Annotated in this window: 16 protein-coding genes; 6 read left to right on the plus strand and 10 right to left on the minus strand. The window is 65.0% G+C overall.

Going from position 1 to position 13,273, the window contains the following annotated elements; genetic code table 11:
* Positions 1-126 precede the first annotated feature (126 nt).
* The 6 genes from ACFLEY_RS42230 (at position 127) to ACFLEY_RS42255 (ending at position 4,840) form a co-directional block, all read left to right on the plus strand.
* The gene (locus ACFLEY_RS42230) at positions 127-1,239 is read left to right on the plus strand and encodes an AI-2E family transporter (protein ID WP_028173484.1); all 1,113 of its coding nucleotides are present in this window, start codon (positions 127-129) and stop codon (positions 1,237-1,239) included.
* 77 nt (positions 1,240-1,316) lie between these two features.
* Positions 1,317-1,688 (plus strand): YqjD family protein, encoded by a 372-nt coding sequence (locus ACFLEY_RS42235; RefSeq protein ID WP_028173485.1) that lies wholly within the window; start codon positions 1,317-1,319, stop codon positions 1,686-1,688.
* A gap of 77 nt (positions 1,689-1,765) precedes the next feature.
* On the plus strand, positions 1,766-2,221 hold the full coding sequence (locus ACFLEY_RS42240; RefSeq protein WP_028173486.1) for a hypothetical protein: 456 nt from the start codon (positions 1,766-1,768) through the stop codon (positions 2,219-2,221).
* Positions 2,222-2,535: 314 nt separating this feature from the next.
* Entirely contained in the window at positions 2,536-3,678 is a 1,143-nt protein-coding gene (locus ACFLEY_RS42245) for an OpgC domain-containing protein (RefSeq protein ID WP_028173487.1), read from the plus strand.
* A gap of 84 nt (positions 3,679-3,762) precedes the next feature.
* Positions 3,763-4,371 (plus strand): TetR/AcrR family transcriptional regulator, encoded by a 609-nt coding sequence (locus ACFLEY_RS42250; protein WP_211433816.1) that lies wholly within the window; start codon positions 3,763-3,765, stop codon positions 4,369-4,371.
* A 109-nt stretch (positions 4,372-4,480) separates the two neighbouring features.
* Complete coding sequence (locus ACFLEY_RS42255) at positions 4,481-4,840, plus strand: RidA family protein (protein ID WP_060909172.1); 360 nt, start codon at positions 4,481-4,483, stop codon at positions 4,838-4,840.
* Positions 4,841-4,852: 12 nt separating this feature from the next.
* Here ACFLEY_RS42255 and ACFLEY_RS42260 read toward each other — a convergent pair whose 3' ends face one another.
* The 10 genes from ACFLEY_RS42260 to ACFLEY_RS42305 form a co-directional block, all read right to left on the minus strand.
* The gene (locus ACFLEY_RS42260) at positions 4,853-6,511 is read right to left on the minus strand and encodes an HWE histidine kinase domain-containing protein (protein ID WP_060909173.1); all 1,659 of its coding nucleotides are present in this window, start codon (positions 6,509-6,511) and stop codon (positions 4,853-4,855) included.
* Between the two features lie 295 nt (positions 6,512-6,806).
* A complete protein-coding gene (gene ureG, locus ACFLEY_RS42265) occupies positions 6,807-7,430 on the minus strand; it encodes an urease accessory protein UreG (RefSeq protein WP_028173491.1) in 624 nt (207 codons plus the stop codon).
* 159 nt (positions 7,431-7,589) lie between these two features.
* Positions 7,590-8,318 carry an urease accessory protein UreF gene (locus tag ACFLEY_RS42270; protein ID WP_082755578.1) on the minus strand — a complete coding sequence of 243 codons (729 nt, stop codon included), beginning with the start codon at positions 8,316-8,318 and terminating at the stop codon, positions 7,590-7,592.
* Positions 8,299-8,952: an urease accessory protein UreE gene (gene ureE, locus ACFLEY_RS42275; protein WP_060909174.1), complete on the minus strand. Its 654-nt coding sequence runs from the start codon at positions 8,950-8,952 to the stop codon at positions 8,299-8,301. The genes ACFLEY_RS42270 and ureE overlap by 20 nt, the downstream gene beginning before the upstream one ends.
* A 14-nt stretch (positions 8,953-8,966) precedes the next feature.
* Positions 8,967-9,266 (minus strand): putative quinol monooxygenase, encoded by a 300-nt coding sequence (locus ACFLEY_RS42280; RefSeq protein ID WP_011084274.1) that lies wholly within the window; start codon positions 9,264-9,266, stop codon positions 8,967-8,969.
* 121 nt (positions 9,267-9,387) lie between these two features.
* The gene (ureC, locus tag ACFLEY_RS42285; protein ID WP_060909175.1) at positions 9,388-11,103 is read right to left on the minus strand and encodes an urease subunit alpha; all 1,716 of its coding nucleotides are present in this window, start codon (positions 11,101-11,103) and stop codon (positions 9,388-9,390) included.
* 37 nt (positions 11,104-11,140) lie between these two features.
* The gene (locus ACFLEY_RS42290) at positions 11,141-11,680 is read right to left on the minus strand and encodes an HD domain-containing protein (protein WP_060909176.1); all 540 of its coding nucleotides are present in this window, start codon (positions 11,678-11,680) and stop codon (positions 11,141-11,143) included.
* Positions 11,681-11,683: 3 nt separating this feature from the next.
* On the minus strand, positions 11,684-11,989 hold the full coding sequence (locus tag ACFLEY_RS42295) for an urease subunit beta (protein WP_011084271.1): 306 nt from the start codon (positions 11,987-11,989) through the stop codon (positions 11,684-11,686).
* 112 nt (positions 11,990-12,101) lie between these two features.
* Positions 12,102-12,404 carry an urease subunit gamma gene (locus ACFLEY_RS42300; RefSeq protein WP_060909177.1) on the minus strand — a complete coding sequence of 101 codons (303 nt, stop codon included), beginning with the start codon at positions 12,402-12,404 and terminating at the stop codon, positions 12,102-12,104.
* Positions 12,405-12,428: 24 nt separating this feature from the next.
* The gene (locus ACFLEY_RS42305; RefSeq protein WP_060909178.1) at positions 12,429-13,259 is read right to left on the minus strand and encodes an urease accessory protein UreD; all 831 of its coding nucleotides are present in this window, start codon (positions 13,257-13,259) and stop codon (positions 12,429-12,431) included.
* Positions 13,260-13,273: the final 14 nt, after the last annotated feature.

Raw genomic sequence — 13,273 nt, forward strand, 5'->3', positions numbered from 1 at the left:
TTCTGCGGCGTCGACGTCACAGTCAAGCGAGCGCAACTTCACGAAGCCGCGATGGAACCGCAGCACCCCTCCGGCGTTTCCTGATGACCAATGGGCGCCCGGACACCTCCGTGCGGGAGAGAAATTGTGCGCGTCCTTCCCAGTGAACGTCTGATTTCCGGCAACGGCGAAGGCGCCCCACTCCCCGACAGCCATAGCGAGCTGCCGCCGGTCATTCGCCGCACCGAGTTCGTCGCCTACGCCCTCGCCGGCCTGCTCCTGATCGCCGTGATCGGGGTGCTGTATTTCGCCAAGGCGTTCTTCCTTCCGGTGGTGATGGCTGTTGTCGCCGGTACCATGCTCTCGCCGGCCGCAAGCTTTCTGGAACGGCGGGGCGTGCCGCGCGCGCTTGGCGCCGTGCTGATCGTGACCGCGGTGACGACGGTGGTCGCCTTCGTCGTCGCGCTGATTGCCGTGCCCGCAATGGAATGGAGCTCGCGCCTGCCGGAGCTGGGCGCGCAGTTGAAGGAGAAGCTGCACGTTTTCGACCGGCCGCTGGCGCTGTGGAAGGAGCTGCAAACCATGGTCGGCGGCTCAGAGGGGCTCCCAAGCCTGCCGCTGCCGAAGGCCGAATGGGTCCAGCCGACGCTGGAATTCCTCTCGCCCACCTTCGCCGAATTCCTGCTGTTCTTCGCCACCCTGATCCTGTTCATCGCGAGCTGGCGCGACCTGCGGCGGGCGCTGATCATGAATTTCGGCGATCGCGACGCGCGGCTGCGCACGCTGCGGATTCTCAACGAGATCGAGGTTCACCTCGGCAACTACCTGTTGACCGTCACCGTCATCAATATCGGCGTGGGCGTCGCGACCGGCATTATCTGCGCGATCACCGGCATGCCGAATCCGGCCGGGCTCGGCGCACTTGCGGCGGCGCTCAACTTCATCCCGATCATAGGACCGATCGCGATGTTCATCGTCCTGATCGTGGTGGGGCTCGTCGCCTTCCCGACGCTGGGCGGCGGACTGATGGCGGGGCTCGCCTTCGGCGGCATCACCTTCCTGGAGGGACACTTCGTCACGCCGACCATCATCGGTCGCAGGTTGTCGCTGAACGCACTCGCCGTCTTCATCGCGCTGGCCTTCTGGACCTGGCTGTGGGGACCAATGGGCGCGTTTCTGTCGTCGCCGCTCCTGATCGTGGGACTCATCCTTAAGGAGCATCTGTTGCCGGAGAATTCGCCGCAGCTCCCGCAGGCGTGACGGGCTCCCGCGAACGGAACTTCCGTCACGACGAAACGTTTTCCGCCCATCTCACCGCCAACAGTTCGGAGTTTGCGATGTCAATAGCCGACGGCGAAACCAGGATGAGAGACTGGATCGACAAAGCCACCGCAGAACGCCTCGAGAAGGATGTAGCAGCCGTGAAAAACGATATCGCCGCCCTCACCGACCAGATTACCGACGCGCTCAATACTTTCGCCAATTCGGCCGGAAAACAGGCCCGGCGCGGCTACAAGCAAGCGCGCGAGAACATGGATTCGACACTCGACGACATGTCCGAGCGCAGCAGCGCGATGATGGGCGCGGCGCAGGATGCCTATGGCTCGATCGAGGAGACGCTGGAAGACGCCATCACCGCGCGGCCGCTCGCGACCGTCGGTATCGCGCTCGGCATTGGCTTCCTGATCGGCGCCGCCTGGCGCCGGTAAAGCGCGGGACGGACCCTGGGATCGCGGCGGCGCGCGGCCGCCGCCTCAGGCTTGTGGGGGGATTGAGGAGCAAGGGCATGTTTCAGCGCATTATCGACGGCATCAGCGCCTCGACCGGGACGACGGTCCGTCTGACATCGCTCGCCGCAGCCGCCGCATTCGCGCTCTTCATCACGACGTGCTTTCTTTGCGCGGCCGCGTTCATCTCGGTGCTGGATAAGTACGGCCCGGTGCAGGCATGCCTCGCCGGCGCCGGCATCTTCTTCCTGCTGACGCTCACCGCCGCGGGCACCTATTGGGGCTACAAGCGCGAGGTGCAGAAGCGCGCCCAAATCGCGGCCGAGCGCGCCGCGAAGTCGGCGGCCGCGAGCATGCTGGCCGATCCCATGCTGCTCGCCACGGGACTCCAGATCGTTCGCGCCATCGGGGTCAGGCGACTGTTGCCGATCCTGGCGATCGCCGGCGTCGCACTCGGAATCATGGCGAGTAGGACCAGCGTCTCCGACGAGGCATCGGCTGAACCTGCCGAGTAACGGTCCGGGCGGCACGCCCGATTTGACCTATCCCCGGCTGCGGCAGGGCGAACACGGCACGCCCGGGCGCGTGGACTGCGAATCTCACACCGCCAGAGGTCGCCGGCTTCGGAAGCGCGAGCTGCTGCGAAGCAGATCGTCTTTGCAAAAATTGCGTGCCAGGCGGGTCAAGGGCGGACACGCGAGCGCACCGGCGCGCCCTGCGTAATTTTTCGCCAGTCGGGACAAACCGGCCCTCCTCACGCAAACGCTACTCGGATAGGCAGGCGGTTGCCGGTAAAAGCATCACCCTGATTCCCAAAGCTATTTTACTCATGAAACCGTCCGTCAAGGCGAACCTCGCCGCATTCCATCACGACGCCAGGCTGTATTTGACGCTCGGCATCGCCAACTGGTCGGTGTTCGTCGACCACATCCCGAACAACGTCGTCAACCTGCTGACGCTGCGCAATTTCGGCTTCAGCGGCGCCGCCGACCTGTTCGTGTTCGTGGTGGGCTATGGCGTCGCCATCATCCACGGCAGGATGGCGCTGGAGCGCGGCTACGTCGTCGCAGCGACACGCATCTTTCGCCGCGTCTGGCGGCTCTACGCCGCCTATGTCGTGCTGTTCGTGATCTATATCGACACCATCGCCTACGTCGCCTCGCAATCGATGGCGCCGGAGATCATCCACGAATACAACATCTCGGGCATTCTCGAGCACCCGCTGCGAATCCTGGTCCGCGGCCTGGTGCTCCAGGAAGAGCCGCTGAACCTCGACCTGCTGCAACTGATGATCCCGCTGATGGCGTTCTTTCCGCTGGTGCTGTGGGGGCTGCTGCGAGGACCGAACCTGACGCTGGCGGCATCGGTCGCGCTGTACGTCGCGGCGCGCTGGTTCGACTGGAATTTCCGGGTCTATCCGGACCAGGAGTGGACCTTCAATCCGCTGTGCTGGCAGATGCTGATGGTGCTGGGCGGCTGGTTCGCCGTGACTGGCGCACCCGGCCGTGCGCTCCACGGAATGTCCTGGTTGCGGATCCTCGCGGGCGCCTATCTCGTCTTCGCGATGGCCGTCACCCTGATGCGCCACTCGCCGGCACTGTCCGCCTATTTGCCGGACCTGCTGCTCAACAGCATCGCGCCGACCGACAAGGAAAACCTCGCGCCCTATCGCGTGGTCCACTTCCTCGCGCTCGCGTTCATCGCAACCCATCTCATTCCGGCCGATCATCCCGGCCTGAAATGGCGGCCGCTTCAGGCGGTGATCATATGCGGCGAGGAATGGCTCGCGGTGTTCTGCGTCGCGGTGTTCCTCTCCTTCGCCGGCCATCTCATCCTGATCACCGGGCCGAACCTGGTGGCGATGCAGGTCGCGGTGAGCATCGTTGGCTTTGCCGCGATGACCGCGGTCGCCTATTACATCACCTGGTCGAAGCGGCAGGACCTGCCTGCGGCCTTGCGGCAGCAGACCTGACAACATAATCGTGCGATTCTGCTAGGCCGAGACCTGTGGCTGCGCTATGCGGAGGGACTCTGCGTGAGGAGACCGGGCGTGGCGATGGCGAAAGGCGGGGGTGAAGAGGCTGACAGCGCGCCCCGGCGCGGCCGGCCGCGGTCGATCGAGACCACCAACGCCATCCTCGAAAGCGCCTATGCGCTGATGGCCGCGACCGGCCTTGCCGCCACCACCATCGACGCGATCGCGCGCCACTCCAGCGTCTCCAAGATGACGATCTACAAATGGTGGCCGTCGCGCGAGGCGCTGCTGATCGACGCCTTTCTCCACCATGCCGCGCAGATGCTGCCACTGCCCCCGGTGAGCTCCGGCACGCCCGCGGCACGCGCACGCCGCCATGCCGCGGCCTATGCCGAGGCGCTCCAGGGCGAGTTCGGCAAGGTGCAGCTCGCCGTCATCTCCGAATGCATCTCCAAGACCGGCTCGGCGGAGCTGTTCTACGCACGCTACCTGCAATTCCGCCGCGACGCGCTGGTGGAGATGATCGCCGCAGGCCAGAAGGACGGCAGCGTCCTGGCCGAGGGGGCGCCCGAGGACCTCTACGACGCGATCTATGGCGGCCTGTTCTACCGCTACGTCTTCGGCATCGCGCCGATCACGCCGGCTTACGCGCGCAATCTGGTCGACCTCGTGCTGCGGCCGAAGGGCTAGATCAGGCGCTGAAAATGCCCGCCGTCCGTCCCCGACTCAAGTTCCACGCCTTGGTGATTAGAACGCGCGGACATCTCACGTCTTTCCCCACAGGAGCATCAGTCTCATCATGATCAAACGCATCTTGCCATACGAAGGATTGCTCCACGAAGTGGTCGAGCATGGAGGCGTGCTTTACATCGGCGGAATCGTCGCCGAGGACACGAGCCTCGACATGTCAGGTCAGGCAAACGACGGGCTTGGCCAATTGTCGCGTCTGCTGAAGACTCTTGGATCCGACCTGGCCAACGTATTGCAGGTGACCATCTTCGTTACGAATCTCGGCGAGAAGGCTGCGTTCAATGCGGCCTGGAAAGCGCACTTTGCCGAAGCCCATCTGCCGGCACGCGCCGTCGTCGGCGTGGCCGATCTCGGTTCAGGCGTCAAGCTCGAGATGACCGCAATCGCGGCTCGACCGACCTCGAGCTGAAGCGCGCGAGGTTTATCGCACAGGCCTCACCTGGGCCGAGAGCTTGTCCGTGCGGTCGCGCTCGCTCATGTCGACGACCGTCTCCATCGGAGCAATCAGCTCGTAGACATAGGAGACGTCGGTAAAGTAGCGCTTGGCGGTGCCGCCGAGCGCTTCGGGCGCGACGCGGTCGAGCAGGATCAGGCCGAAATCGGAATCGGGACGGCGCGTCGCCTCGCTGGTGTTGAACTCCTCCCAGCGGAAATGGAAGACCTCGTCGGTCCCCTCGCCTGTCACCGTCCAGTTGGCGGTGATGTGCGGATGCTTGCCGACCAGCGACAGGCCTTCGTCCGAATGCGAGGCGAGCTCGAAGAACAGAAGTGACAGGCTCTGCGCCGCACGCGCGCTCACCGCGATGTCGGGACCGGTGACGGCGATGCGGTCCGCATGCGGAATGGCGCGCGCCTCGAACAGGCCCTTCAACTTGACGCCCTGCCACTGGCTCTCGCTGAGCAGCGAGACCACGTTGGACATGGCGTGGATGCGGCCGATCAGCAGTTCGCGCGCGACGTCGATGTCCGCGCCGTGGCGCAGCGTGCGCGTCACGATCGACTGGATCACCGCCAGGATGTTCTTGACCCGGTGGTTGAGCTCGTCGATGACGGCGGTCAGGCGGCGCTCGAAGCCGATCCGCACCTGGATCTCCCGGCTGAGCCGCAGATTGTTGTAGGCGACATAGCCAAACAGGCCGCACACCATCGCGGTGATCGCAAAGCCGATCGCCGCCACGATGATCGCGGTCTGCTCGGCGCGCCGCGCCGAGTTGGTCTTTGCGTAATAGCCGAGCTGCCAGTCGCGGCCGCCGAAGCTCACGGTGCGCGTCGCCGATGGCGCCGGCCCGTCCGCCGCCGTCATGCGCGTGGAGACGATACCCTGGTCGTTGGCGACGAGCTCGCCGCCGTCCTTGCGCGGGTCCTTGAGCGCGACCGCGAACAACGACATGTCGTCGTTGGTCAGCATCAGTGATGCCAGCTCATAGGAGAATGTGATGAAGCCGACGGGCTCGGTCGCGCCTTCGGGAATGACGGGGGCCGCAACGATGACGCCGACCGGCCCGTTGTTGCGCAGGAGCGGCACCGGGTCGGAGGCGACCGACCTCTTCTCGATCCTGGCCCGGGCGAGCATCGCGCTGCGCACCGGGTCCCGGTCATAGCTGCGGCCGGGCAACCCCTTGGTCTCATCGCTGCGCGGCTCGAGATCCATCAGCACGTCGATCGGCTGGGTGAGGCTTGCGGGATCGATCGGCTTGTCGCCGTAGTCACGGATCTGCGGCTTCGGGAAGCCGGCGGCCGCGATCGCGGCCTGCGCCGCAGCAAGCTCGTTCGGCTGGAGCCGGGCGACCCAGCCGGCCACCACGAAATCGGTCTTGAAGGCGTAGATCGCCGAGCGCAGCGGCTCCAGCATGTTGGGCTTGAGTACCGATGGCGCGCGGAACAGGCCTGAGGCGACACGCGCGAGCAGCTCGCGCTCGGTCAGCCGGTCCTGCACCAGGCTCGCATGGACGTCGATCGCACGTGCGAGCGCGATCCGGTCCAGCGCCAGCTCCTGGTCGTGGACGCGATAGGCCGCAAGCCCGGAAAGCATGGCTCCGAGCAGAGCGATGAAGCCGATGATGAAACCCAGCCGGACCACGCGACTACTCAGACGGAAGCAGGAGGTCGGCAATAAACACGGAGCATATGAACGCAGCTCGAACGGCCATGTGCCGAAACAGGATGAACCCCGATGGAGGAGATAATGAAGGAGGAGGCATCAGTACGCAACTTGGGTCGCCTGAAAAGCTTAATCCGCCCGGCCGGTCGTCCGGCCGGAATGGATTTGCCCCGGGTACCGGTAATTAATCGCCGTGTCCGGAATTTGTTCCGCGGATACGGTCCTGCCTCAGGCGTTAACGGCGGAAAACGCCTGTGCCAAGTCGTCGCGTCCGTCAGCCGGCCCGTTTCAGGCCGCCTTTGGCCTCGATGAAGCCCACGATGCGGTCGAGCCCCTCGCTCTTCTTCAGGTTGGTCATGACAAAGGGGCGCGTGCCGCGCATGCGCCTGGCGTCCGTCTCCATCTTCTCCAGGGAGGCGCCGACATGGGGCGCAAGATCGATCTTGTTGATGACCAGGAGGTCGGAGCGGGTGATGCCGGGGCCGCCCTTGGACGGGATCTTGTCGCCCGCCGCCACGTCGATGACGTAGATGGTGAGGTCGGCAAGCTCCGGGGAAAAAGTGGCAGCGAGATTGTCGCCGCCGGATTCGATCAGCACGAGGTCGAGGCCGGGGAATTTCGCGCGCATGTCCGCGACCGCCGCGAGGTTCATCGAGGCATCTTCGCGGATCGCGGTATGCGGGCAGCCGCCGGTCTCGACACCGGCAATGCGATCCGGCGTCAGCGAGCCCGAGCGCACCAGGAATTCGGCATCCCATTTGGTGTAGATGTCGTTGGTGATCGCCGCGATGTCGTAGCGCTCGCGCATGGTCTTGCAGAGCAGATCCATCAGCGCGGTCTTGCCCGATCCGACCGGACCGCCGACGCCGACACGCAGGGGGCCGTGAGACGTAGCCATTGACTCTTTCCTATCGTCGTCCTGGCGAAAGCCAGGACCCATTACCACCGAAGTTCATTGTCGCGGCGGACTGAGGCCACATCCCTCCATGACCACAGGCATTCGTGGTTATGGGGCCTGGCCTTCGCCAGGACGACGGCAGAATGTGATGCAACGCGCTCACGACCGAAACAGCCGCGTATACTGCGTCTCGTGCCGCAGGCTGGCGAGATCGGCGCGGAATGTCGCGCTGCCGAGATCGTCCAACGTCGCGCTCAGCGCACGAGTTGCGGTCGCGGCAACGGCAGCTTCCAGCCGCACCAGCACGCGCTGGCTGTCGGTCTGGCCGAGCGGAATGAGGCGGGTGGCCGCGGAAATCCAGTTCGAGACCACAGCGTGCAGGAAGGCGTGCAGCGTCGGCGCCAACGGCACGCCGTGCATCGCGGCGACCACACCGACCGCGACGGGATAGACCAATGGCGTGCGGCATGCCGCAACCATGGCGTCCAGCCCCTCCGCATCCCACGCGGCGCGGGCGATGTCGATGAAAGCGCGGCCCTGCGACGTCGTCTCAAGCTGCCGCTCGCGCGACGGCACGAAGGCGCTCGCGAGCTCAGCGATGTCGCGCAACGAGGTCTCCTCGCCCGCCTCAGTGGCGCGATAGGCCTGGACCAGGAACGTCGCATCGCAGAAGCCCGAACCGTCGCCGAGCATAGTATCGAGCCAGTCGGCGAGCGTCGCCGTGTCGGTGATATCGCCCGCCTCGACCGCCCATTCGATCCCGCTGGAGTAGGAGAAGCCGCCGACGGGAAACGCCGGCGACAGCCAGGTCATCAGCCGGTACAGCGCCGCCGCCTCGCGCGCGGCGAGGTCACCGGCATTGACCGGCTCATTTGTGGTCATGAGCATGCTTGTGGCCGTGGTGGTGGTCGGGATGGTCGCAATGCTCGTCGTGATGATGGTGATCGTGCCCATGGTCATGCGCGGCATGATCATGATGGTCGTGGCCGTGATGATCATGACCGTGGTGATCATGATGATGGTCGCCATGATCGTGGTGGTGATGGCCGTGATCATGATGCGCATGGTCATCGTGGCCATGCGCATGACCGGCGTCGGCATAGGCGCCACCTTCAGGATCGAATGGCGCCTCGATCTCGACGACACGCGCGCCGAGGCCCTTCACCATGGCCTCGATGACGTGGTCACGGCGGATGCGCAAGGCTTTGGCCATGATCTGCGTCGGCAGATGACGATTGCCGAGGTGCCAGCCGACGCGGATGAGGTGGTGCGGATCGCGGCCGCGGATCTCGAGCAGCGGCTCGGGCGCCGCAACCACTTCGACCAGCCGGCCGTCCTCCAGCACCAGCGCGTCGCCGCCGCGCAGCGCAACGGCGTTCTCCAGGTCGAGCAGGAATTCGAGCCCCCGCGTCCCCGTCATCGCCATGCGGCGGCGGTGCCGATCGTCGAAATCGAGCACGACCGTGTCCACTGGTGCTTCGGTGAAGCGGTGCTGTCCCCTAACCTGCGTCGCCCGGATCATTGGCTTCTACCCTGTTACCGTGTCTCGACCTTCTCGGGCGTAATGATTTCGACCTTCGGCGGCGCCATGAAGCATTTCACCGCAATGCGGCCGAACGTCTTCATGTGCTCCATGGCGCGATGCGGCACCAGCGCCTCGGCGCTCTCCCACTGCTCGACGAACACCATCTTGGTCGGATCGGTGACGCTTTCATGCATATCATAGGCGATATTGCCGGGCTCTTTCCGCGTCTCCTTGATGCAGGCGGTGGCGCCTGCAATGAATTCGGCGCGCGTCTCGGGCTTGATGGTCAAGGTGGCAACGACGTAAATCACGAGAAATCCTCCCGGCTTTTCTTCTGGGTTCAAGATACCGGGCGGGACATTAGACCAGGCGGGATCGAACGCAACACCGTAAAACCGTCCCCGGACAGGCTCCGGGGACCGGGGCGCTATTTCAGTACATGAAATATCGCTGCGCCATCGGCAGCACTTCGGCAGGCGCGCAGGTCAGGAGCTCGCCGTCGGCGCGGACCTCATAGGTCTCCGGATCGACCTCGATATCGGGGGTTGCGTCGTTGTGGATCATGCTCTTCTTGGAGATCCTGCCGCGGGTGTTCTGGACGGCATAGAGCTTCTTCTCGATACCGAGCTTGCGCGCCAGCCCGCCGGTGATCGCGGCCTTGGAGGTGAACACCACGGAAGATGCCGTGCGCGCCTTGCCGAAGGCGCCGAACATCGGCTGGTAGTGCACCGGCTGCGGCGTCGGGATCGAGGCGTTGGGATCGCCCATGGGCGCAGCGACGATCGTGCCGCCCTTGACGATGCAGTCCGGCTTGACGCCGAAGAACGCCGGCGACCACAGCACGAGATCGGCGAGCTTGCCCTTCTCCACCGAACCGATCAGCTTCGACACGCCATGCGCGATCGCGGGGTTGATCGTGTATTTGGCGATGTAGCGCTTGACGCGGAAATTGTCGTTGTCCTTGCCCTTGTCCTGCGGCAGCGATCCGCGCTGCTTCTTCATCTTGTCGGCGGTTTGCCATGTCCGGATGATGACCTCGCCGAGGCGACCCATGGCCTGGGAGTCCGAGGACATCATCGAGAGCGCGCCGAGATCGTGCAGGATGTCCTCGGCCGCGATGGTCTCCTTGCGGATACGGCTTTCGGCGAACGCAAGATCTTCCGCGATCGAGGGATCGAGGTGGTGGCACACCATCAGCATGTCGAGATGCTCGTCGATGGTGTTGCGGGTGAAGGGGCGCGTCGGGTTGGTCGATGACGGCAGCACGTTCTTCAGCCCTGCGACCTTGATGATGTCGGGGGCGTGACCGCCGCCGGCGCCCTCGGTGTGGAAGGCGTGGATGGTGCGGCCCTTGAACGCCTTGATCGTATCCTCGACGAAGCCGGATTCGTTCAGCGTGTCGGCGTGGATCATGACCTGGATGTCGTAATCGTCGGCCACCGAGAGGCAGTTGTCGATCGCGGCCGGCGTGGTGCCCCAATCCTCGTGCAGCTTCAGCGCGCAGGCGCCGCCCTTGATCATCTCGACCAGCGGCGCGGGGCGCGAGGCATTGCCCTTGCCGGAAATGCCGAGATTGACCGGGAAGGCGTCGAACGACTGGATCATCCGCCCCATGTGCCACGGGCCCGGCGTGCAGGTCGTCGCAAAGGTGCCGTGCGAGGGACCGGTGCCGCCGCCCAGCATCGAGGTGACGCCGCTCATCAGCGCGTGCTCGATCTGCTGCGGGCAGATGAAATGGATGTGGCTGTCGAAGCCGCCGGCGGTGAGGATCTTGCCCTCGCCCGCGATCACGTCGGTGCCGGGGCCGATGACGATGGTGACGCCCGGCTGGATGTCGGGGTTGCCGGCCTTGCCGATCGCGGAGATCATGCCGTCCTTGATCGCGACGTCGGCCTTCACGATGCCCCAGTGGTCCACGATCAGCGCATTGGTGATGACGGTGTCGGCCGCGCCCTGCTTGTTGGTCACCTGCGACTGCCCCATGCCGTCGCGGATCACCTTGCCGCCGCCGAACTTCACCTCCTCGCCGTAAGTGGTGAAATCCTTCTCGACCTCGATGATGAGGTCGGTGTCGGCCAGCCGCACCTTGTCGCCGGTGGTCGGGCCGAACATGTCGGCATAGACGGAACGTTTGATCTTTACGGACATCACAGGCCCCGCTTGCGTTTGAATGTCTTGATGGTGCTCACAGCGAAGCTCTCGCCGTACGCACTGCGTCGTCGAATTTCTGATCGAGCCACGGATTGCCGCCGCGACAGCCGGCGACCACCTGCTCGGCCCAGCCGGTATAGTCGGCGAGGTCGTCGCGCTCCTCGGTCGTCGGGGCGGCATGAATGCGCGCACCGACATTGCTGATCTTGTCGGCGATCTTGATCAGTTTTGCGCCCGCAGATTTCTTCGGCGCATCGACCACCTGCCGCCGGCGCCGCTCGGCTTTCGGCAGCTTCATGTCATCGGTGCACTCGACGACGAGAGATGCGATACGTTCGGAGAATTTCTGCGCGAGCTCTTCACGCGTGGTCTCGGTGTCCTCGATCGTATCATGCAGCCAGCCGGCCGCGACCAGCTCCGCATCGGCGCCATCGGTCGCCCTCGCGAGCAGGTTCGCGACCTCGGCAAGGTGATTGACGTAAGGCTCGTTCCCCCGCCCCTTGCGCGCCATGCCGTTGTGCCGGCGCGCGGCCAGCTCAGCGGCTTCGGAGATGAGGCAGACGGCGGAGAGCATGCGTCACAGCTTCCCCATCACGTCGCCGCGGAAGCCGTAGATGGTCTTCTTGCCGGCGAGTGCGACGAGCTGGACGTCGCGGGTCTGGCCGGGCTCGAAGCGGACGGCGGTGCCGGCGGCGATGTCGAGGCGCATGCCGCGGGCCTTCTTGCGCTCGAACTTCAGCGCGGGGTTGGTCTCGAAGAAATGGTAGTGCGAGCCGACCTGGATCGGGCGGTCGCCGGTGTTGGCGACCGTCAGCGTCACGGTCTTGCGGCCGGCATTGAGCTCGATCTCGCCGTCCTGAATGAAGAGTTCACCGGGGATCATCTCTGTCTTCCTCCGTCATTCCGGTTCTCGCGGAGTGAGAACCCGGAATCTCGATCAACAATCTCTGGATTCCGGGTTCGCCCTGCGCGCGCCCCGGAATGACGAATTCAAATCACCTGATCGGCTCGTGCACGGTGACGAGCTTGGTGCCGTCCGGAAACGTCGCCTCGACCTGGATGTCGTGGATCATTTCGGGGATGCCCGGCATCACCTGGTCGCGGGTCAGCACCTGCGCGCCGGATTGCATCAGCTCGGCCACGGTACGGCCGTCGCGCGCACCTTCGAGGATGAAATCGGAGATGATCGCGATCGCCTCGGGATGGTTGAGCTTGACGCCGCGGTCCAGCCTGCGGCGCGCCAGGATGGCGGCCATCGAGATCAGAAGCTTGTCCTTTTCGCGGGGAGACAGGTTCATGCGAAATCTCTTCCGTTCAACACGTCAATTCAACCACAGCCGCGGCAACGCCGCACCGGTGCGCGCCAGCACGGCCATCATGTCGGCGCGCAAGCGCGCCGCATCTTGGGCACAGAACCGCGCCATTGCAAAGCCATTCCAGGCCGATATCCCGACCTCGCCGGCGAAGGATTCCGAGGCCTCCCGAATGCGCTCGATGAGCGCCTCATCGCCGGGCACGATCAAGGCCGTGCCGATTGCCGCGCCCCCCTTGGCCACCGCGGACCTCGCGAGTTTCGCGCCGATATCACCGCCCAGCCTGACGGTCTCGGCAAAGACGAGCCGACCGCCGCGAGAGAGCCGCCATCGGTCGACGAACTCGCCCTGCTCCATCCGCTCACCCATCGCAGTGCGTCCGAACACCACGATCTCGCAAAGCAGGAGCGAGGCCGCCTCATCGAACGCGATGTCGAAGCGACGATGGACACGGGCACGATCAAACAGGATGGTCTCCTGCGGCAGCCAGGACAGATGCGCGCCTGCGCCGACCTTCAGGGCGATATTGAGCTCCGCCGCCGGGCCCGGCGCGCGATAGACCTTTTCGGCAGCCGCCGTGGTCAGCGTCAGCCGCGCGGCATCGGCCGCCGATATCTCGACATCGAAGCGATCACCGCCGGCAACGCCACCGGCCGTGTTGACGAACACGCCGGAGAGACCTTCATCCTCGGGCGAGGGAAAGCGCACGCGCAGCGAGCCGGATTCATGCAACACTCCGCGCCGTGTTACGCCGTCCCGCGCATGCACGTCGAACCTGACCGCGCCGCGGGCGCGATTGGCCTCGAATATGCTGGACGTGACTGATAGTTCGCTGCGCATCCGCCTCCCCAGCC

Source organism: Bradyrhizobium sp. YCK136 (assembly GCF_044570075.1).
Classification (GTDB): domain Bacteria; phylum Pseudomonadota; class Alphaproteobacteria; order Rhizobiales; family Xanthobacteraceae; genus Bradyrhizobium; species Bradyrhizobium diazoefficiens.